The following is a 21,981-nucleotide window of genomic DNA, read 5'->3' as shown; positions in this document are numbered from 1 at the left end:
TACAGAATACACAGCAATGAGCTGTTTGAGGCGAGTACTGTTAGTCACCAAGCATTTTCTTATGATAGACCGCACTTATCTCTTCAACCTCTACACATATCTGCAATGCCGCACGTCCTGACTGCTCTGCGCCTATTTTTTCTTCGATAGTAGCAACCAACAGCTCAGCCAACTGGTCACGAGTGGCCATATCACGTCCACTCATGAGCTTTAGATGAGCATAAATAAATCCATTGGCTTGTTCATCGTCTTCAACACCTACTAGAAATGACTTAATAGGTACAATGCGTGCTTTGATATCAGTAGGCATCTTAAACTGACCACTATCCCACAATGCTTTGTTTAGCGATTTGAGTAGTGATTCTTCGTGAGCGATACTGACGTTGGGTGTTACTTGAATGGTTAAATGTGGCATGAGCATGTCCTTAAATGTAGATAAAAATAATAGATAAGCTGACGTATAAGTCTACGCCTTATCGCTATGGTCAATCTACAACAATCTTGCGCCAAAATATCTTCAATACAAGCAAAACCAGTATAGATTACTCATAAATATGCTTAGCGAAATTGTCGACATCACCATTTTATAATAGGCAGATTATAGCCACCGTATAACATTTTACTCATCCGTAATAGCGTCAAAGCAAGCATCAAGCGTTGCTGCCAATTGTGTAGGCGGCAATTCAATCTCTAGACCGCGGCGACCACCACTTACATAGATAGTGGCCTGATCCTGAGCTGTGCTATCTATCACGGTTTTTAGTCGCTTTTTTTGACCCAGTGGACTGACGCCACCCAACACATAGCCTGTACTTCGCTCTACTTGTTTTGGGTCGGCCATCTGCACTTTTTTGCAGGATAGCAATTTATGAGAAGATAGCGCCTTCGCCATTTTTTTAAAATTAAGTGTTTTATCAACTGGTAATATCGCCACAGCGAGTACACCAGTATCGGTAGTCACTACTAAAGTTTTGAACACTTGTATTACCGCTACGCCGAGTTTTTCTGCGGCTTCTAAACCAAACGATGCGGCATTGCTGTCGTGAATATATTCGTGTACTTGGTAATCAAGGTTACGTTTTTTGGCAAGATCGATAGCTGGAGTCATAAGTTTTAGGCTTAGTAAAATGAAATCGGAAAGTGGACACTATATTTATGAGTCATCAGTGATAAAAATATATTATTACCCTAAACATATTAACTTTCAAATATTTGAGCATTTTGTATAATTGGTCACTCACTACAGCGTAACCAAACCGTATTAATATTGGTAGTATATACAGACACTATATATCGCTTTGGTGGCTTTTATGGCATCATAAGCGCAACATATTTGACTATTTTTGATACTGATTATGATACCGAAGTTCCTAAAAAAACGGATTTTTAAAGCGCCGGTCGCGACTGACCGTGCGTCTGAAACTGACACTGCTGAAACTGATGGCAATGCAATCGCTACTAAGCCTTATTCTAATGCACCAATCAATCAGCTGTATCGTAAGCTGTCAGGTCAGATGCTCGATATCGCCGTAAAGCCTAAGTTATTAGGCGAGTTACCTGAGTTCGACAATGACGATCAGACGCTACGGTTTTATGTACTGCAGGACTATTCTCGTTCCAACAGTATTCTGATTGACTTGCAGACGCAAGAGCACAACTTACCGCCAGCACTGGTTGGGGTAAATGATGCCGCCCATAATATTAAAGAAAATGCGGCCATCATATTTTTGAATCACCCAAGTGCCAAAGACAGTCAATTGTCTCCTCGCCTTTCTCGCTTAGTATCTGCTGTATTGCAATACCCCGAGCTAAAGGTACGTCTAGTACCCGTATCGATTCTGTGGGGACGCGCACCTGAAAAAGAAGATTCGTTATTTAAGCTACTGACTGCTGACAACTGGCAAGATCCTAGCATCACTAAGCAATTATTTAATATCGGGGTGATGGGCCGCGACACTTTTGTACAGTTCCACCCACCGCAAGACTTACGTACCATTATCAACGATAATCTAAAAGGCGATGTGGAAGGACCTGCTACCTTTGACTCAGTTGCTACAGATGCTCTTAAAGCAGATTTAACCGCGACGGATTCAGTCGATACAGAGTCAATGGCTACTAACAGTGATCTAGCAACTGATGCTGAGCAAGCACCAAGCTATGCGCTAGTTGCATCAGCTGATAGTAATCGTGAACTGGTTCGTATGTTGCAGCAGCAATTGTCGATTTATTTAGATAAACAGCGCGCCAGTATGCTTGGCCCAGATCTATCAGATAGACGCAACTTGGTAGACAAGCTGGTGTACTCGCCAGCGATCAAACATGCAATTGAGATGGAAGCGGCAGAAAAAGGGACCAGCGTTCGAGAAGCTCGTAGTCAGGCTAGAGGCTATGCTAATGAGATGGTCAATGACTACTCTCATTCTATCATCCGTGGTTTTTATAAATTTCTGACATGGTTATGGACGCAGTTATATGACGGCGTAGAAGTTCATCATTTCGAGCGAGTACGTGACCTTGCGACCGATTATGAGCTGATTTATGTGCCTTGTCATCGCAGCCATGTTGACTATCTATTACTGTCTTATGTCATCTACAAACGCGGTCTGAGTATCCCTTATGTGGCAGCAGGTGATAACTTAGATGTGCCTGTATTAGGCCCACTATTACGCGGTGCCGTTGCTTTTTATATTCGTCGTAGCTTCCGTGGTAACGCGCTGTATACCGCTGTACTGCGCGAATATATGCATACCCTTATCACGCGCAACACCCCGATTGAATACTTTATCGAAGGGGGTCGCTCACGTTCAGGTCGCCTACTACCGCCGAAGATGGGTATGCTAGCGATGACCGTCCATAGCCAGCTACGCCAAACCAATAAGCCTGTGGTATTTATTCCAACTTATATTGGTTACGAGCGTATTATGGAAGGCGGCACGTATGTCGGTGAGCTAAAAGGTAAACCAAAAGAATCAGAGTCTTTAATCGGACTGCTCAAAGTTGGTCGTAAAATCGAACGTATCTTTGGTAATGTGCACTTGAGCTTCGGTACGCCGTTGCATCTTAGCGACTTTATGACAAAGTTCGATGTGCCAGCCAATAGTTTGCCATCCGATCGTACTGACTCGCCTCTTGATGAAAAAACCAGCGCTATGGTTGATAACATCGGTGTGAAAGTCATGCAGCATATCAATAAAGCTGCGGTCGTAACCCCTGTATCGCTGCTATCCTTGGTTTTACTATCGGCACCGAAAGCTGCATTGGACGAAAATATCTGCCGTGAGCAAATCGCACTGTACCAAGGTCTGGCTCAGCAGCTGGTCTACTCGGATGATACAGTTATCACTGATATGACGCCGCAGCAAATCATTGATTATGGTATTAAGTTAAAGCTCATTGAGCGTACACCGCACATCTTGGGCGATATCATTCAGGTCGCAGGCAAGCAAGCAGCATTACTCAGTTATTTCCGTAATAACATCTTACATGTCTTTATTTTGCTGTCGTTCCTGTCTGCACTAGTCGCACGCAACGGACGTATCAAACGCAGCCGTCTTGATAGCATCGCTGAGCAGCTATATCCGTTCTTACAAAGTGAGCTATTCTTATATTATCCAGCACATGGCTTGGCTGATACGCTTAATAAGAAAGTTGACAACCTGCTGTCTCATGGACTCATCGTTGACTTGGGTGATGATACGCTCAGCGTTCCTGAATCTAATAGCAAGCACTATCAGCAGCTGCAAGTACTGGCAACTCCAGTTGGTCAAAGTCTTGAGCGTTACTTTATGACGCTTGCCCTACTTGCTCAGCAAGGCTCCGGTAATTTAACTGAAAACGAAGTTGTTGACCTATGTCATCTGCTTGGGCAGCGCCTATCTGTGCTCTATGCAGATGATATTCCTGACTTCTTTGATCGCGCCTTGTTTACCAGTTTCATTAGTGCGTTGACTCGTCTTGACTATCTACAAAAAGACGATGAAACAGGCATACTGACCTTTGATCATCGTATTAATGACATTGCTCATCATGCTAAGTACGTGCTAACGCCTGATATGATGCAAATCTTGCAACAAGTCGCTAGTTTGGACGAAGAAGAAATCACTCACGCCATTACTGAGATTAGTAATAAAAAGCAGCGTAAGTTTGGGCGTAAGCGTTAGTCTTAACAACTACCCACACCCTTTGAAATTTTACGCTAAACAAAAAAAGACCGCTAATCATTAGCGGTCTTTTTTTGGATTAGCCTATATTAAACAGCCGTATTAGTTGGTAATTTTCTTATACTTGGCACGTTTAGGACTGGCATCATCACCCATTGTCTTTTTACGATACGCTTCAAACTCAGTATAGTTACCATCGAACCAAACTGGGCCTTCTTCTTCGAATGCCAAGATATGAGTCGCGATACGATCAAGGAACCAGCGATCATGCGATACGACCATTACTGTACCTGGGAATACTTGAATCGCATCCTCTAGCGCACGTAAGGTTTCGATATCCAAATCGTTTGATGGTTCATCGAGGAGCAATACGTTTGCGCCTTGCTTTAGCGTTTTCGCTAACTGCAGACGGTTACGCTCACCACCTGATAATTGACCAACGTGCTTTTGCTGATCTGAGCCTTTGAAGTTAAAACGTCCGATATAGGCACGGCTTGGCGTGGTGTAGTCGCCAACGGTAATGATATCAAGGCCGTCAGAAACTTCTTCCCACACGGTTTTGTTGTCATCTAGATGATCACGTACCTGACCGACATAGGCAACTTTAACACTTTCACCCAAATCAACTGAACCTGTATCTGGCGTATCGCGCTCAGTAATCATGTTAAACAGCGTGGTTTTACCCGCACCATTTGGACCGATAATACCAACGATAGCACCCGCTGGCACGTTAAAGCTTAGGTTTTCATATAGCAGACGATCGCCAAATGATTTAGAGATGTCATTAATCTCAATAACCTTGTTACCCAAACGTGGACCAGGTGGAATATAAATCTCAGAGGTCTCATTACGTTTTTGGAACTCAGTTGAGTTCAATTCTTCAAAACGCTGTACACGAGATTTGGACTTGGCCTGTTGGCCTTTTTGGTTTTTGCGAATCCACTCAAGCTCTTTTTTCAACGCTTTAGCAAATGATTCTTCTTGCTTGTTCTGCTGCTCTAGACGCGTGTTCTTTTGCTCTAGCCATTCGGTATAGTTACCTTCATACGGATAGCCATGGCCACGGTCAAGCTCCAAGATCCACTGAGCAACATTATCCAAGAAATAGCGATCATGGGTAATGGCAACGATAGTACCGCTGTAATTCTGCAAGAACTGCTCTAGCCATGCAACAGACTCGGCGTCCAAATGGTTGGTCGGTTCGTCAAGTAATAGCATGTCAGGGCGAGACAATAGTAGACGACATAGTGCCACACGGCGTTTTTCACCACCTGATAGTTTGCTAACGTCCGCATCCCATGGTGGCAGACGTAGCGCATCGGCTGCTTTTTCTAGCTGGTTGTTCAAGTTGTGCGCATCCCAAGACTGGATGATGTCTTCCATCTTGCCTTGCTCTTCAGCAAGTTTATCAAAATCAGCATCAGGCTCTGCGTATTCAGCATAGATAGCATCTAGACGTGCTAGCGCATCTAGTGCTTCGCGCATGCCGTCTTCGACATTACCACGAACGTCTTTGCTATCATCTAGCTGTGGTTCCTGTGGCAGATAGCCAACTTTGGTACCTGCTTGGGCGCGTGCTTCACCACTAAACTCAGTATCCACACCTGCCATGATACGGAGCAAGGTTGATTTACCTGAACCGTTAATACCCAAAACACCAATTTTGGCACCAGGGAAAAACGATAGGTTGATATTTTTTAGGATTTCACGCTTAGGGGGAACAAGTTTTGACACGTTGTTCATCGTGTAAATATATTGAGCCATTAACACTCCGATAGACTGCATAGAAGAGAACAGCAAATGCAACTCAGCGATGATGCCAAGCGTGCCGTACCTCAAAATCAGGGTTACAAATTATAGGTCATTATCGCATTGTGGCGCATACCCTGCAAGCTGACAGGTTGTTTTACCAGTTGTTTTACTGTTTTTGACAGCAGGCTATGCCCTTTAACTATAAAACACGCTTTAAAAAATAACTTAGGAGGTCTTATCCTAATGAACTAACTTAACATTTTGATTCATTAGCGTTTTATAAAGACCACAAAAAATAGCATCAAAACTTTCGCAAATTTAATCAATAGCCGTTAGCATGTTAGTGTGGCTTAACAAGGTCTATCGGCTCGATTTCATTTTCGATTATTAAAATGACTTATAAGCTGACTTTGTATGCGTTACATCATTCACTTTCATAACAATCATACAGGTACTGATAATATGGCCAACGGCTATCGCCCTGAAATTATTCAACGTGCGTTTGTCGATTTTATCGGATCGCGCTTACATCCGTTTTGGTCATTGACGACTCCTAAGTTACGCCTGATCGCCCGCTATACATTAAGTGATGATTTGATAGCACTTCGTTTTGAGAGCAATAGAGCCTTTAAACAGCAGACTTCTGAGCTGATGGGTGGTTGGCAAGGCGGTCAATATCTTGATTTGCGTGTTTGTATCGATGGAGTCTATCACCAACGTAGTTACTCGATAGTGGGCTTGGCGCATCAACCCCTCTGGTGGCTCGACGATAATACCGAGAGCCATACGGCAGACCAACGTCATACGGTAACTATCGCGATTAAACCGCAAGGGTTGGTATCTAACTATTTAACCAAGCAAATGCTACTGGCTAGCGTCGTTGATACGAGTCTGCCACTTGGTCATTTCACATTAGAACAGACCTCCATAGTAGGGCAGGAAATATCAGATAATAAGCAGCTCACTCCTTTGCTATTCATCGCTGGTGGTAGCGGTATCACCCCTATGCTCGGACTTACTACTCAAGCCCTGAGTAATGGACATCAGGTGACGCTATTGCATTATAGTCGGACTGTTTCATCCAAACTGCAACATCAGTGGCAACAGCTGAACGATACTCATCCAGACTTCACTTATCATTTAATCCATACTGAAGAGCCGACTACCTATTTGGCTGGCACACGATACTTAAGTGCAGAGGGTCTGCTGTCGCTAAACTTACCTCTATCAGACACGCAAATATTTGCCTGCGGTTCACAAGCGTTATTAGCTGGCTTATATAAAGCTGCCGCAGAGATAACCTTACCTACAGACGAACAGCTGCGCGATAACATCATAGTAGAGAACTTTGGTAATGCCCTAGCTGATGTTGATAATGGCAGCAATCAAACATTCGATAAGACGATACCTGTAGAAGAACACACTGTCTATTTGCGGTCACGGCAACGACAGTTTAGCAGTGACACGACCATACTGGCTGCGGCTGAAAATGCAGATGTACGGCTAGCATATGGTTGTCGGCAAGGTATTTGCCAGTTATGCCGCTGTAATAAAGTCAGCGGCGTGGTCAAAAACGTCCAGACAGGGAAAGTAAGCGGGGATGGTTACGAGTCTATTCAGACTTGCATTAGTATTGCCATGACTGATGTGGTTCTCGATGTTTAATGACTGGCTCAATAGAACGACCGGCTCAATAGAAAGCATATGCCAAACAACCTATAAGAAATAGAAGACAAGCGTTACTTTATAGGCTAAAACTCAGATGACTTATCAAACCGGATGCAGTGCTGCTTATTCATGCCGTTTCGGTTAAGGATTTATTTATGCGCTTATTACCACCCGTTACTACGCCACAATCTGCTGTGCCTATCTTGACGCACCTGTCCGATACACAGCTAGCGAAAAACGCGCCTCTGCCTTTGACGCCGCAAACGCCGTACTCGCAGCTTAATGTTGAACCAATCAATGATAGCGATCAGTCAGACACGTTAATACGGACTCGCTACCCAACGTTGACTGATGCCCCCTTATCAAAGTCTCAAAGCGATGCTTTAGCTGCAGAGCTCAACGCCCTGTACAAAAGCGTTATGGACTCGCTAGGAAGTAAGGATGCACGCTATATACAGCGGATATTTGCCACCGTGGTATATAGTGAAATTATCGCCCGTGGTTTACTCGCAGCGGCTGGGCGTATGCCATCGAAACGCAGTCTGGTCGCTACTTGGCTACTAGGTACGTCTTTACTTAGCTTTAGCAAAATATTGAACAACATGGAGCTAGGCCATAACGTTATGCATGGTCAATATGACTGGATGCAACACCCGCACCTTAATAGTCAAAAATTCGACTGGGATATTGTCTGCCCTGCTCCATTATGGCAACACTCTCATAATTATTTACATCATACTTTTACCAATATTGTAGGCCGTGATCATGACGTAGGCTATCACTTGATTCGAGTGACTGATGAGCAGCCTTGGACGCCAGAAGATCGCTACAATATGTTTAGTACAGCGGTACTGGCATTTGGATTTGAATGGGCGGTAGCCTTTCATGACATCCAAATCAGTGCAGATGAATACGCTGACTCCCCTGATCTGCACAAAATCATGCAGCAAAAGTCTCGCGCGTTATTTGCCAAAATTGGACGACAAATAGGCAAAGACTATATCGCACTGCCGTCTATAGTAGCGATGACACTAGGTCGTCGTAGCGCCTTTAGTACATTGAGCGGTAACATGACTGCCAACACTGTCCGTAACCTATGGACGTGGGCAGTTATTTTTTGTGGCCATTTCACTGAGCAAGCGCATATCTATACCCATCTCGATGCCAATGAAAGTAAAGGCGACTGGTACGTACGCCAAATCCTCGGCTCTAGCAATATCAAAGGCAGTAAACGGTTCCATCTTTTGACAGGTAACTTGTCTCATCAAATTGAGCATCATATATTCCCTGATATGCCAGCTGCCCACTATGCAAAGATTGCACCGCAGGTACAGGCCATATGCCGTAAGTATGGTTTAAGCTATAACACTGGCCGCTTTGGCACACAACTCAAGCAAGTACTGGGACGTATTTATCACTTTAGCAAACCTAGTGAAAAAGAATGGCAAGCCTATGTACAGTCAATGGAAAATGCAGATAGTACTACTCATAAAGATGATAGGTCAGCGGCCGATTTAGAAGACAAATTAGCGATAGAAAACACTAGTGGTCTCACTCGCTTTTTACCTCCAGTCGTTCGTAAAGCTATATTCTATGCATGGTGACATATTCAGATTTGCAACCAGATACGGCCATGATAAGGTAGGACGGAAGATATAGATGACGTTAACAGTCGTCCTATCAACCATTACGGTAAGAGTCTAGATAATTGAGCGTCAAAACTACATACTAAACTGGCACTATTAAATGAATAAATATTTAGTTCATAATAAAAATTTGATAATAAGAAATGGAGTATATTAATGAGTAATCAAGCCTCTAAACCAAATCTAGAAATTGTTCATAATCAGGCAGCAAAACGTTTTGAGACTTCTATCGATGGTCAGACAGGTTATATTAGCTATCAGGACAGTGCTGACAAGTTGGTCTACGATCATACTATCGTACCGCAGCAGTTGGGTGGACGCGGTGTTGGTTCAGCACTCGTTAAGCACGCATTGAATTATGCACGCGAGCAAAATAAAAAAGTGGTACCGCAATGCTCATTTGTCGCATCATACATTAGCAAACATCCTGAGTATCAAGATTTGATTTAACTGGCTACATAATTAGGCTCAACTAATTCGTTAACGAGACTCAGTTACGTGACATCGGGCAAAGCAGGAAATGTGTGTAAATATTTATTTCGCATAGGAGAGATACCACAGCACCACTTTTAATAAACCAATTCGACATAACAATAAAGGTTATTAATATGAGTAGTTTATCTGACAAACAAATCAATCTACAGCTAGAAGAGCTTGCTGGTTGGCAACGTGACGGCAATAGCATCGTCAAGACCTATCACTTTAGCGATTTTATCGAGGCTATGAGCTTTATGAATCAAGCGGCATTTCATGCTGAAGCGCTTGAGCACCATCCAGAATGGCGTAATACCTACAATATCGTAGAGGTTCGTTTAACCAATCATGATACAGGTGGTATATCTAGTCTGGATATTCGTTTAGCCAAACGCATGGAGCATATCATTCAGCCCAAACGGTTGTAGTAGCAAGTCTACAACGTATGCCTTTACGCCAATTATCCGAGTTCTCTATTGATTAACCTAGTTAAAGCAGACAAAAAAAGACCCTCAATTGAGGGTCTTTTTTATAGTAGGTATTTATAACGATAAGCTGTGTTTACATCTTGCGACTGACAAAGGCAACAATAAACAAAATCACAGCGACTGCTAAGAAAATGTATGCCAAATTAGCAGACAATCCTGCGACACCGCCAAAACCTAGGAAACTCGCTAATAATGCAATCACTGCAAAAATAATAGCCCAACGAAACATAATCTTCTCCTCAAATAATGGTAAAAAACAGATATTAGAATTTATATAGCATCCATTTAACTTGTTTTTATTTAATGCTAGTTATTACTGTTTACGCTTATAGATTAGCAATGTTCGTCTGCAAAAAACGTTCATTTTAGTAATAATATCGGTAGGTTATGTAAAGTTTGTAGTAACTGTTAATGTCTCATACCTCTTTTTCTTTAATAGATGATATTTTCAAAATAGAATTATATTTCTGAATGCAGCGTTATTTCACTGAGAGTTGTTTAACTACATGTTTTTTTACTGAACTCTATTTCTCCAGCTGTATGCAGAACTATTTTAAATTCCTCACGTTATATGTGATGTTGTATGTGAGGTAGGCTGCAAACTATAAACTGTAGCGACCTCACAAACCTCTAACCTAATTAAACGACTTGGTTTATAGTTTACTATCCACCTATTCTCAAATCTATTAAGGACAATATATATGGATACCAATACGGATACTGAACACCCTACACAAAAAACCAGCGGCGACACTCGCCCTTATGCTGTCGTTCTATATGGCGCGACAAGTTTCGTCGGTCAGATCACTGCCCACTATTTAACCAATTTTTTATCAAATAATAAGAACGAAGATGGCTCAAACGTATCATGGGCGATCGCAGGTCGTGATGAAGACAAGCTCAATAAGCTACAGGCCAAACTTGAGAGTAAGGTAGACATTATTATTGCCAACAGTAACGATGCTGACAGCCTTGATAAGATGACAAAGCAAACTCAAGTCATCATCTCTACTGTAGGCCCATATCTGAAATATGGTGAGCCACTGATTAAATCTTGTGCTGAAAACGGTACAGATTATGTCGATCTTACTGGTGAGGCTATTTTTATTAAAGATATGATGGACAAGTACCAAGACACTGCCAAGCAAAGTGGTGCCCGTATCGTCAATTCTTGTGGTTTTGATTCTATCCCATCAGATTTGGGCGCGTACTTTACCCAAGCCAAGGCAGAAGAAAAGTTCGGCGAGACCTGCAATGTCATTCATATGCGTGTCAAAGCAGCGAAAGGTGGTATCTCAGGCGGTACTATCGCATCGATGGCATCGATATTTGAAGAAGCTGGTGAGGACAAAGCACGTCGCAAACAAGTGGCCAATCCTTATTTGCTAAACGATGATACTGATGCACCAAACGTACGTCAGGACAATGTCAGCAAACCAGTATATGACAGTAATCATAAGCGCTGGTTAGCGCCCTTCGTCATGGCCACCATCAACACGCGTATCGTCCATCGTACTAACCAATTGCTCAGCTATGAGTACGGTCGCGATTTCAAATATGACGAAGCAATGTGGATGAAAGATGGCGTCAAAGGAAAACTGTCTAGCTATGCCATGAGCGCAGGTTTATTGGGCTTTGCCACTGCGATGATGATTAAACCAAGTCGCGAGTTACTATCCAAGCACGTCTTACCAAAAGCTGGCTCAGGCCCTTCTAAAGACGAGCAAGAGAACGGCTACTTTGATATTCGTCACTTTGGACAAACGGCCAAAAATGACACTATTACTGTTAAGGTAACAGGTGATAGAGATCCTGGTTATGGCAGTACCTCTCGTATGATTTCGCAGGCGGCATTATGTCTGGCACAAGATATTAGCAAAGAGGACATTGGCGGTGGGTTCTGGACACCAGCATCTGCGATGGGAGATAAGCTAATAACACGCTTAGAAGCGCATTCTGGTCTTAGCTTTGAAGTGATTGATAGTTAATCTATCGCATGATGACAAAGGCTCAATGTCTTTATGACCGTATCTTGGTTTCGAGATACGGTTTTTTTATGGTCTACTCTAAATATTTAGACGAAGATTAAATTAAGAACAACGTATTTTTTTGGTGAACAATGTTTCTGTTTACCGATTATTTAATACTTTATGATACTAACCATTAATCCAATATTGCTACTATCGTTTTATAGATATTGTAGAAAAATTATATGTAAACATTATTTTAATGAAGTATATGTTATCAAAGGATTTATATAATAGAACTTAAGAATTATCTAAACACTGGCTTTGAATTATGAATAAAAACTACTGATAAAAATTTCTATAATACTGACAGATCGCACTCAAAAAACTATTAATAACAGTTACCTAAGTTCGAATAATAACTATAATTAATCAAATATCCATATTTTTAATACTAGAGACATCGGTAAATATTTATTATTATCAGACTCATTTATTAACAGCTTTAATAACACAAGAAACCTTTACTATTAATGAGTTTTGGGGAAATCTAGAAGTTAATATAACGACTAGACTTTAAGTATGGCAGTTTCATAACGTCACAAGAAAACATTAAACTGTTAGAACCTTAATGAGTTCGCTACTGAAATATAAACTACATCGTTGATAATTTGCATACAGTATTTACAGACACCTTTGAGTAAAAACGGCTCATTGTTGAATATGAGTTATCGTTTTTAACTATTGCTAATTATGTATCATGGAGTTTTATAATGAAAAAGAATGTTTTATCATTAATCGTCGGCGCTACCCTTGTATTACCAACTATGGCAATGGCAGCACCCATTAACAATAGCGATCTAATGCCAGCAGATATGCGTAATGCTGCTGTCGAGAGCACTGTGCAAGCCGAAATAGAAGGTCCTGATGGTGAGTTGCTAGCGACACAACCTGGCGCTGTAGATGTCGAAGCGTCAACTACTGCTGATGTCGATATGGACATGGGTAACGAAGCAGATGAGATGAACGACGAAACTGACGATATGGATAATGAAGCAAGCAATGATAATGCAGCTTTGATGAATAACGCTCAGGCAACAACCAATGCGGCAACAATGACTACTGCTACAACTGCTCAGGCTCCTGTACAGAACGCTCAAGCGCCTAACATGCAACACAGTAATGCAGACTATCAGCCTTTGATCGCCGGTGAAGCGGCTACTGAGAATAAGGTTGCAAATGCTGCTAGTACGTTGCAGGAAAAGAAAAAAGACAAGCGTGGTGAGTTATTAGCTACTCAGCCAGCAAACGTACAGTTCAAAGAGAACCGTCGTATCGCTGTATCACGCTAAGCAAATAACTAGTTTATTTGCTTAGTTTGTAAGCGTATTACTTATATAAAAAGGCAGCCATATGGCTGCCTTTTTATTGTACATGACTATAAATTTTAGTTATTTTTAGCAGTATTTATTTCTTATTTTTAGTCACGCCAGCTTCTTGTAATAAAGCGCCGAGTGTACCCATTTTACTTGGGGCTTCAGCTTTATCATTTTTTACCGGCTTACTACGATTGCTCGCGTTATCTCTATCCTGACGCTTGCCACGTGGCTTAGACGGACGTTTGTCGGCAGCTGGACGGCTATTATTTGGACGGTCACTATTTGCATTATTATTGCGTGGACGACTGGTTTTCTCGCCATCTGTACTAGCTGTCGTAGACTTGGCAGCAGTACGAACAGGTTTTTCAGATTCAGGTTTCATGCTAAAGCCGATACGACCACGTTTTTCATCGATAGAGATAACTCGTACCGATACGATATCGCCAGGTTTGACACGGTTCATAGGATCTGCGACAAAGTCATTGGCCATCTGCGAGATATGTACCAAGCCATCCTGATGCACACCGACATCAACGAAACAACCAAAGGCCGTTACGTTAGTGACTACCCCTTCTAACGTCATGCCTTCGCTCAAATCTTTGATACTATTGACGTCATCACGGAAATTGGCTGTTTTAAATTCAGGACGAGGATCACGAGCAGGTTTAGCAAGCTCTTCGATAATCGCTTTTACGCTGACATTATCGTCATTAGCAGCCAGTGTAGTCGTATCGATAGTATTTAACACACCATCATTACCGATGACTTCTGACAACGGCTTGCCCGCTTGTGCGAGTAAACTATCAACCAAAGCATAGCTCTCTGGATGCACACCAGTGGCATCTAATGGATTGCTACCATTATGAATACGTAAGAAACCAGCTGCTTGCTCAAATGTCTTAGCGCCTAGACGTGGGACGTTTTTAAGCGCTTCACGGCTATCAAATGCACCATGCTCTTTGCGATAGGTGACGATTTGCTGCGCCACATTGCGGTTAAGACCTGCGATGTGAGCCAAGATAGCTGGGCTGGCTGTATTCACATCCACACCCACGGCATTCACGCTATCTTGAGTGACTTTATCCAGACTGTCTGCAAGCTGGTTTTGATTGACGTCATGCTGATATTGACCAACGCCAATGGCTTTTGGATCAACTTTAACAAGCTCTGATAATGGATCCTGCAAGCGACGAGCAATAGAAACCGCTCCGCGTACAGAAACGTCTAGATTGGCCAGCTCATCACTAGCAAGTTCACTCGCTGAATAGACCGACGCGCCCGACTCATTAACGATAACGGCTTTGGCTTTTAATGCATCATTAGCAGCCAAAATCTCTTTGATCATCGCATCTGTTTCGCGACTTGCCGTACCATTACCGATAGCGACCAAATCAACGTTATAAGTACTTAATAACGCATCGATGACTTTTTTAGCTTCATCCATCTTATTATCAGGTGCGAACGGATACACTGTCGCTATGACAGGTTTCTCTTCGCTATCTGACATCACATGACCTTGCGCATCAACGATAGCCATTTTCACGCCATGACGGATACCAGGATCGACACCTAAGATTACTTTAGGACCTGCAGGTGCAGACATTAGCAAATGCTGTAAGTTGCTAGCGAACACATCAATCGCATCCGCTTCTGCGGCTAAGCGCTTTTCAGTTAATAGGCGATGCTCAATATGCGGACGCCATTTGTCTTTCCACAAGCTACTGGCTGCCTCTGCCAAAAACTCACGGCGTGCTGCTGGGGCTTTGGCATCGACATCGAAATGACTGATGATTTTTTCGATAAACGGTGCGTCTTCGCCTTCAATTTTTAGACCCAAGACGTTTTCTTGACGACCGCGCAACATTGCTAATAGGCGATGATTTGGCAGTCGAGCAAGGCTTTCGCTATGCTCAAAATAGTCTTTGAATTTTTCGCCAACTTCGCGCTTTTCTTCGCTCGCAACGCTCGATACGATACTGGCAGTTTTGGCAAAGCCACTGCGTAAATTGTCCAACAAGCCCAATGCTTGTGTCCATTCATCAACGATAATCGCTTGTACGCCAGCCAACTGCTTTTCGATATCGCTAAAATCAACCTCGATTTCATTACCACTGTCATCAGTGATACTTGACTGGACTTGATAATCAGCCAAGGCATCCGTCGGAGTGATTTCTTGGGTCAAGACCGCTTTGGCAGCAGTATCAAGACCAGCGGCACGAGCTTTGGCAGCAGGTGAACGACGACGCGGACGATATGGCAGATAGATATCTTCAAGCTCAAGCTTAGACGTCGCATTATCGATACGTGTCTGTAGCTCGTCAGTCAGATTGCCCTGTGTGCTTAGTAGCTCAGTAATTTTGAGGCGACGTGTTGCCATGTCACGCTCATAGTTAAGAGACTTCTCTAAAGCACGCAGCTGCGCATCATCAAGATTCTGAGTCTTTTCTTTGCGGTAACGCGCAATAAAAGGAACCGTCGCGCCTTCATCATAAAGTTTGACAAACGCATTGACTTGAGCAGTCTTAATGCCAAGCGCGCGAGCAAGCTTGTCGTGAATATTCGCGTGTGTGGTTGCATCTAAAACCTGTGCATTTGTCGAGGTTTGAGATGACGTTAAGGTATCAGTGCTACTCATATACGTATCAATCGTTGAGAAATGTAGCTTTGCATTATAGCAAAAGCTGCATGAATAAAAATCCTTTTTATCTTTTCGTTATTTATTGCGCATTTTAGGACGCAAATCGTTCTATATCACACATCCTATGGACTTGTTAAACAAACGCATACAGCATTTATTACCATGGGTGATGCAATTCTCGGTGCAATCTTATACACTAAAGTATCAATAACACAAATATTGATATGTGCTGACATATTGAACAATAGTTTTTAATTTTATGAAGTGCTTATTCGTAACCAATAATTAAATAATGATAATTAGTGGCAGTGTTTTTGCTCATAGCTATTTACTTGTAGTTTCTGATAACAATAATTTTTATAAAAGGATGCCTGTATGACTGATAACAACAGCCCTGACACGTTGACTCAGCGTATTTTAGTCGTCGATGACGATGCTCGTCTACGCTCTTTGTTGCAACGCTTCCTAGAAGACGACGGCTTTGTCGTTCGTACCGCTCATGACGGCAGTCAGATGGACAAACTCATGCAACGTGAGCTTTTCTCTTTGGTCGTGCTTGATTTGATGCTGCCAGGCGAAGACGGTATCAGTATCTGTAAGCGTCTGCGTGAAGACAATGCAGATATTCCTATCATTATGCTGACTGCCAAAGGTGGCGATGCTGACCGTATCGCAGGTCTAGAAGCGGGTGCAGATGATTATCTGCCTAAGCCTTTTAACCCAAAAGAGCTGTTGGCTCGTATCAAAGCTGTATTACGTCGTCAAAACCGTGAGTTGCCAGGTGCACCAAGTCATCAAATGGAAGTGGTCGAGTTTGGTCCATGGACACTAGATCTATCGACTCGTACGCTCAAACGCGATGGTAACGTAGTCACTTTGACGACAGGTGAGTTTTCAGTACTAAAAGCGCTCGTACAGCATCCACGTGAGCCATTGACCCGTGATAAATTGATGAACCTTGCTCGTGGTCGTGAATGGGGTGCGATGGAGCGTTCTATCGACGTCCAAGTATCACGTCTGCGTCGTCTGATTGAAGACAATCCTTCACAAGCGCGTTATATCCAGACCGTCTGGGGCGTTGGTTATGTGTTCGTTCCTGATGAAGCTGAGGTAGAAACCATCAAGAGTGAATAACTTTTGACTGATCTAATTTCTTTTAATATAGGCCGTGTTTGGTTACTCACAAACACGCGCCAATATGATGAGCCTATTTGTGAAAAACCCAATTATTTTTCAAAACATACCCTGCACGTTAGTGACAGGGTTTTTAGGTGCTGGCAAAACCACCGTAATTAATCAGTTACTGGCCTCGAAACCGAATGACGAACGCTGGGCTCTCTTAATCAATGAGTTTGGCCGTATCGGTATTGATGGCGCACTCCTAGCAAGCTCCCAAGATAACGATCTTGAGCAAAAAAATATCGCCATTCGTGAGGTCAGTGGTGGCTGTATTTGCTGCACCAGTCAGCTACCCTTACAAATTAAAATCAGTCGTCTGCTCAGTGAGCATCATCCACAGCGATTACTCATTGAGCCCACAGGGTTGGCTCATCCACGTGAGCTGATACTACAACTCAGTGCGCCGTATTGGCAAACTGCTCTAAAGATGAATGCTGTGATAACTGTAATGAGTGGCGAGCAGTGGCAACAGATTAAGTATCGTGATCATGATGGTTTTCAAGCGCATGTCCGTGATGCCGATGTGCTGATAATCAATCGTTATACCCAATTAGATATTAGCGAAAAACAGGTCTTGGTAGAATGGATAACCAAGCTAAATTCACAAGTAAAAATTATTTGGGCAGCATCAGGACTAACGACATCTAAGACAACTAACTCATCAGACGTTCATTTATCAGACGTTCATTCATCAGACGTTCATTCATCAGACGTTCATTCATCAGACGTTCATTCATCAGACGTTCATTCATCAGATGGTCTTGTAGCAGATGCATACTCTAAAACGTTAAACGACCAACTGAATCAGCCTAGCTCTATCATTTCGAATCAACGAAAAGTCAGTATCTCTAATCCTAAAAAATCGATGATTGGTTTACAGTCTCAAGCTAGCTCTTTAGCAACTGTGCCATCATCGAGTTCATCTACCGATGAGACCGAAGCTCAGGCTAGTGCTGATAGTGATCTGCCCTATCTCTACCATGAAGAGCAGCAAGATTTTCAATTGGCTGGATGGCGATTACCTGCACACTATGTACTAGACGCTGATGATTTACAGGATTGGTTATTAGCACTGCCAAACTGGCAACGCATTAAAGGCGTGGTACATACTTCTGATGGCTGGATGCAGATCAATTTTAACCCTGGTAGTCTAACTACCAGAACCATCGACCCACAGACGGATAGTCGATTGGAAATTATTTTGCAATTAGACAATACTGTCGATACAGCTACAGAAAAATCAGAAACTGAGAATGGTGCCAAAGCGTCATCAGTATTGATAGATTGGGAAGAGTGCGATCGCGAACTGATGGCACTGGTTATATAGCAACAGACAAAAAAAGGGCAGACATTGCTATTTTATCTAGCAATGTCCGCCCTTTCTTTTTTCAACGCAACTAGGGCGTGTCCTCATTTTAAAAATGGTGATAAAAATGAGATAAGTCGCAGTCAAACAAGGAAAATAGCGCAGATAATATCGAGATATTAGTCAGCTATTTGACGCCGTTTGGCAAGATTTAGCCATTTTTAACCCATTTAGATGACCATCGATTGAATTGAGGACACGCCCTAACTATTGTTTAACGCAACTGACTGTCTTTACTACCACGACGATTAAACAGTTCAGCCGCTTTTGCTTCTTGTTCAAGCTCCGTCTGACAGCTAACGCAGTGCTGAATACCGGGCACCGCTAGTCGCCTTGCCTCTGGAATAGGCTTACCACATTCGTCACACAGCTCAGCACTCACACCTGTCGGTAACGAACGTCGCGCGCGTTCCAATGCATCATTGACCGTTGCATCCATTTGTTCGTGCTCAGCACCATCTCTTGACCAGCCACCTGCCATAATTTTATCCTATTTTTCATTCATTATAATTAGACAATATAAATATCTTTAATAACAAATAGATGGGGCTAGCTATGGTTAATTGCAACCTGCGATAGTGTATAAAATCATCCATAAAGAATGACGTGATCAATTCACAAACTTTGCTACTAATCTTTAGGTTGTAACTCAATCACTTGACCACGTACGCCAATGCTCTCATCACTCATCAGACAAACGTAGCCTGCCATGATATCTTCAGGTGTTTTTAAGCTCATAGGGTTTTCACCTGGATACGCATGTGCGCGCATGTTGGTACGAGTACCACCCGGATTGACACAGTTGAAACGTAGATTGGTAGTGTTCTGCGTCTCTTGAGTAAAGATATCACTCATCCCTTCTACTGCTTGTTTGGAAAGTGCATAAGCACCCCAAAATGCGCGAGGATGTGTACCTACAGTGCTAGAGGTAAAGACAACAGAGCCATGATCAGCATCTTTTAATAGCGGTAATAGCGCTTGAGTCAGCATAAAGGTCGCTGTAAAATTGACCTTCATCACTTGGGCAAAAGTATCGACGTCATACATCTCAAGCGGCGTCAGTTGTCCTAATACACCAGCATTATGCAATATGCCATCTAACTGGCCAACTTCTTTATTGATTAGCCCTTCGAGCTGTTGCATTTCGGCGTAAGTCGCCCCTTCTAGATTCATTGGCAACATAGCAGGCTGCTTACCTCCAAGGCTCTCAATCTCATCGTAGACGTATTCAAGCTTGCTGCTAGTGCGTCCTAACAATAAGACAGTGGCGCCATAACGAGCATAGGTCAGTGCCGCAACGCGGCCAATACCATCACCTGCTCCTGTTACCAAAATAGTCTTACCATCTAGACAATTACTGGACGGTACAAAGCTACGAATATCATCATGAGTCAAAGGCTGAATAGGACTTTGAACAGTTTGTTTATTGTCTTGTGGGTCGACTGGTTGGTTATTATTGTCACTCATGGCATTGCTCACTACTTATCATTAAATCGTTGAGGATATGTGCTTATGGTTGTAAATCTGGTGATATATAGCAGTCTATAAATACTCAAATTTACCAGACGATAGCAGTAATTTATTTAACTGCTCAGGTGTATCCGTAATATAGTCGGCGCCCCATTTTTTCAAAGACTTTTGATCTTCAGGTGGAATATATCCATAAGCGGCCAAAATCGTGGGCATGCCAGCGGCGTTGCCAGCTTCAATATCACGCACATGGTCACCGACATAGAGTACGCAGCCTGCCGCGCCTCGCGGAATACCAAGTTTTTCTAGCGCCATATACATTGGCTCTGGGTCTGGTTTGGTACGTGATACGTCATCTGGACAGACCAAAACCGCACAGCGTTGATCCAGTTGCATCTCACTTAATAGCTTTTCGGCTAAATAACGCGGCTTGTTGGTAACGATACCCCACGGCACACCCTTTGCTTCAAGTTCAGTCAGTACCGCTTCAAGCGCCTGAAACACGCAGCTATCGACACAGATATCTGCTTCATAATCATCTAAGAACTGCTGACGAAACTCAAGCAACGCTTCTTCGCTGACTTCGAGTTGATCATTATGTCTTAGCATCAATTGCACCATGGCTGAGGCACCCGCAGAGACTTGCTCACGGATTTCCGCTTCAGGCGGTGCCTGCCAATCATTTTCGAGACTCATTTTACCAATGATACGAACAAAATCAGCAGCAGTATCGATTAATGTCCCATCAAGGTCAAATAAAACAGCTTTTACAAATTGGGTCATAGTGAATGCTCTTGAGATTGATGACGTGTTTAGTGAAAGTACGGCAAATAAATGGCCGCGTGCAGCATTAAACCAATGGCTTTTGTACGGCTATCATATAATTAACATCGACGTTTTGGGCAAGCCAGTAGCGTTTGGTCAGCGGATTATAATGCAAACCGATAATATCCTGACGAACAAATCCAGTATTAAGTGCCATTTTGTCTAATTCTGCTGGCGTAATAAATTTGGCATAGTCATGGGTACCACGATCAAGCAATCGTAGCACATACTCTGCACCAACGATGGCAAACAGATAAGACTTAGGATTGCGATTAATCGTTGATAACACACAGACGCCGCCAGGAGCCAGTAACTCATAACAAGCCTGCACAATCGAGCTAGGATCTGGCACGTGCTCTAGCATCTCCATACAAGTCACTACATCAAACTGACCAGCCTGTGTTTTTGCCAACTCTTCAACGGGTATATGCTGATAACGAAGCGTACTCTCTAACTGGCTTTGCTCTGCATGTAACGCAGCAGCTTTTAGGTTTTCTGTACCTAAATCAATCCCTGTCACATCAGCACCGCGGCGTGCCATAGATTCTGACAATATTCCGCCGCCGCACCCTACATCGAGTACTTTTTTGCCAGAAAGTCCTTGCTCAGCGGTTTTATTAGCAGCGTTTTGATAGCCACGTTTGATGTTTTCTTCTATCCAATTTAGACGTAATGGATTGATCTCGTGTAGCGTTGCAAAGGCACCTGTATTGCTCCACCACTCACTCGCCAAGTTATTAAATTTTTCGACTTCGCTAGGATCCACGTTGATGGTGTTAGACTCTGTATTATTGAAAGTGCTATTGTTATTTTGATCACTCGAAGTTGATGAAGAATTTAAAGCTGAGCTCATGGTATATTCCTTGATTGTCACTATCGTTATTATCGTTTACAGTGCACGATTATGTGCTTAATATTAGCATGAGAGTAGCAGTTTTGTCGTAAGCACATCGTCAGCGATTGTGAATA

18 protein-coding genes are annotated in these 21,981 nt (G+C 42.8%); 9 read left to right on the top strand and 9 right to left on the bottom strand.

What is annotated here, in order from left to right; translation table 11 throughout:
* Positions 1–40 precede the first annotated feature (40 nt).
* Entirely contained in the window at positions 41–415 is a 375-nt protein-coding gene (locus ACS8FA_RS15895) for a 5-carboxymethyl-2-hydroxymuconate Delta-isomerase (RefSeq protein ID WP_439266488.1), read from the bottom strand.
* A gap of 204 nt (positions 416–619) precedes the next feature.
* Positions 620–1,108, bottom strand: a complete 489-nt coding sequence (ybaK, locus tag ACS8FA_RS15890; protein WP_439266486.1) for a Cys-tRNA(Pro) deacylase — start codon at positions 1,106–1,108, stop codon at positions 620–622.
* Between the two features lie 247 nt (positions 1,109–1,355).
* Here ybaK and plsB point away from each other — a divergent pair, with 247 nt between their 5' ends.
* Positions 1,356–4,160, top strand: a complete 2,805-nt coding sequence (plsB, locus tag ACS8FA_RS15885; RefSeq protein ID WP_439266484.1) for a glycerol-3-phosphate 1-O-acyltransferase PlsB — start codon at positions 1,356–1,358, stop codon at positions 4,158–4,160.
* A 102-nt stretch (positions 4,161–4,262) separates the two neighbouring features.
* Here plsB and ettA read toward each other — a convergent pair whose 3' ends face one another.
* Positions 4,263–5,924 carry an energy-dependent translational throttle protein EttA gene (gene ettA, locus ACS8FA_RS15880; RefSeq protein WP_101204595.1) on the bottom strand — a complete coding sequence of 554 codons (1,662 nt, stop codon included), beginning with the start codon at positions 5,922–5,924 and terminating at the stop codon, positions 4,263–4,265.
* Between the two features lie 402 nt (positions 5,925–6,326).
* On the opposite strand from ettA, the gene ACS8FA_RS15875 reads away from it, so the two are divergent.
* The 4 genes from ACS8FA_RS15875 (at position 6,327) to ACS8FA_RS15860 (ending at position 10,128) form a co-directional block, all read left to right on the top strand.
* Positions 6,327–7,577 (top strand): flavin reductase family protein, encoded by a 1,251-nt coding sequence (locus ACS8FA_RS15875; RefSeq protein ID WP_439266482.1) that lies wholly within the window; start codon positions 6,327–6,329, stop codon positions 7,575–7,577.
* A 158-nt stretch (positions 7,578–7,735) separates the two neighbouring features.
* Positions 7,736–9,184 (top strand): fatty acid desaturase family protein, encoded by a 1,449-nt coding sequence (locus ACS8FA_RS15870; protein WP_439266480.1) that lies wholly within the window; start codon positions 7,736–7,738, stop codon positions 9,182–9,184.
* 198 nt (positions 9,185–9,382) lie between these two features.
* The gene (locus ACS8FA_RS15865) at positions 9,383–9,676 is read left to right on the top strand and encodes a GNAT family N-acetyltransferase (protein ID WP_439266478.1); all 294 of its coding nucleotides are present in this window, start codon (positions 9,383–9,385) and stop codon (positions 9,674–9,676) included.
* A 158-nt stretch (positions 9,677–9,834) separates the two neighbouring features.
* Positions 9,835–10,128, top strand: a complete 294-nt coding sequence (locus ACS8FA_RS15860) for a 4a-hydroxytetrahydrobiopterin dehydratase (protein ID WP_057757953.1) — start codon at positions 9,835–9,837, stop codon at positions 10,126–10,128.
* A 133-nt stretch (positions 10,129–10,261) separates the two neighbouring features.
* On the opposite strand, the gene ACS8FA_RS15855 is transcribed toward ACS8FA_RS15860, so the two are convergent.
* Positions 10,262–10,417, bottom strand: coding sequence for a DUF1328 domain-containing protein (locus tag ACS8FA_RS15855; protein ID WP_082624527.1), 156 nt, complete (start codon positions 10,415–10,417; stop codon positions 10,262–10,264).
* A 472-nt stretch (positions 10,418–10,889) separates the two neighbouring features.
* Here ACS8FA_RS15855 and ACS8FA_RS15850 point away from each other — a divergent pair, with 472 nt between their 5' ends.
* Both ACS8FA_RS15850 and ACS8FA_RS15845 read left to right on the top strand, forming a co-directional pair.
* A complete protein-coding gene (locus ACS8FA_RS15850; RefSeq protein ID WP_439266476.1) occupies positions 10,890–12,176 on the top strand; it encodes a saccharopine dehydrogenase family protein in 1,287 nt (428 codons plus the stop codon).
* A gap of 752 nt (positions 12,177–12,928) precedes the next feature.
* Complete coding sequence (locus ACS8FA_RS15845; RefSeq protein ID WP_439266474.1) at positions 12,929–13,507, top strand: hypothetical protein; 579 nt, start codon at positions 12,929–12,931, stop codon at positions 13,505–13,507.
* A gap of 115 nt (positions 13,508–13,622) precedes the next feature.
* Here the strand turns inward: ACS8FA_RS15845 and ACS8FA_RS15840 are convergent, their stop codons facing one another.
* Positions 13,623–16,169: a Tex family protein gene (locus ACS8FA_RS15840; protein ID WP_439266472.1), complete on the bottom strand. Its 2,547-nt coding sequence runs from the start codon at positions 16,167–16,169 to the stop codon at positions 13,623–13,625.
* Positions 16,170–16,547: 378 nt separating this feature from the next.
* On the opposite strand from ACS8FA_RS15840, the gene ompR reads away from it, so the two are divergent.
* Both ompR and ACS8FA_RS15830 read left to right on the top strand, forming a co-directional pair.
* The gene (gene ompR / locus ACS8FA_RS15835) at positions 16,548–17,306 is read left to right on the top strand and encodes an osmolarity response regulator transcription factor OmpR (RefSeq protein WP_057757943.1); all 759 of its coding nucleotides are present in this window, start codon (positions 16,548–16,550) and stop codon (positions 17,304–17,306) included.
* A gap of 79 nt (positions 17,307–17,385) precedes the next feature.
* Positions 17,386–18,678 carry a CobW family GTP-binding protein gene (locus ACS8FA_RS15830; protein ID WP_439266470.1) on the top strand — a complete coding sequence of 431 codons (1,293 nt, stop codon included), beginning with the start codon at positions 17,386–17,388 and terminating at the stop codon, positions 18,676–18,678.
* A gap of 253 nt (positions 18,679–18,931) precedes the next feature.
* Here ACS8FA_RS15830 and ACS8FA_RS15825 read toward each other — a convergent pair whose 3' ends face one another.
* The 4 genes from ACS8FA_RS15825 to ubiG all read right to left on the bottom strand — a co-directional run bounded on the left by ACS8FA_RS15825 (position 18,932) and on the right by ubiG (position 21,865).
* Positions 18,932–19,198, bottom strand: coding sequence for a DksA/TraR family C4-type zinc finger protein (locus tag ACS8FA_RS15825; RefSeq protein WP_101204603.1), 267 nt, complete (start codon positions 19,196–19,198; stop codon positions 18,932–18,934).
* 149 nt (positions 19,199–19,347) lie between these two features.
* The gene (locus ACS8FA_RS15820; protein WP_397476647.1) at positions 19,348–20,184 is read right to left on the bottom strand and encodes a YciK family oxidoreductase; all 837 of its coding nucleotides are present in this window, start codon (positions 20,182–20,184) and stop codon (positions 19,348–19,350) included.
* A gap of 75 nt (positions 20,185–20,259) precedes the next feature.
* On the bottom strand, positions 20,260–20,970 hold the full coding sequence (locus ACS8FA_RS15815) for an HAD family hydrolase (RefSeq protein WP_101204604.1): 711 nt from the start codon (positions 20,968–20,970) through the stop codon (positions 20,260–20,262).
* Positions 20,971–21,037: 67 nt separating this feature from the next.
* On the bottom strand, positions 21,038–21,865 hold the full coding sequence (ubiG, locus tag ACS8FA_RS15810) for a bifunctional 2-polyprenyl-6-hydroxyphenol methylase/3-demethylubiquinol 3-O-methyltransferase UbiG (RefSeq protein ID WP_439266467.1): 828 nt from the start codon (positions 21,863–21,865) through the stop codon (positions 21,038–21,040).
* Between the last annotated feature and the right edge of the window lie 116 nt (positions 21,866–21,981).

Source organism: Psychrobacter sp. 1Y1 (assembly GCF_051847395.2).
Lineage (GTDB): Bacteria > Pseudomonadota > Gammaproteobacteria > Pseudomonadales > Moraxellaceae > Psychrobacter.
The sequence above is the reverse complement of the archived record's forward strand: the minus strand, read 5'-3'. Positions and strand labels throughout refer to the sequence as shown.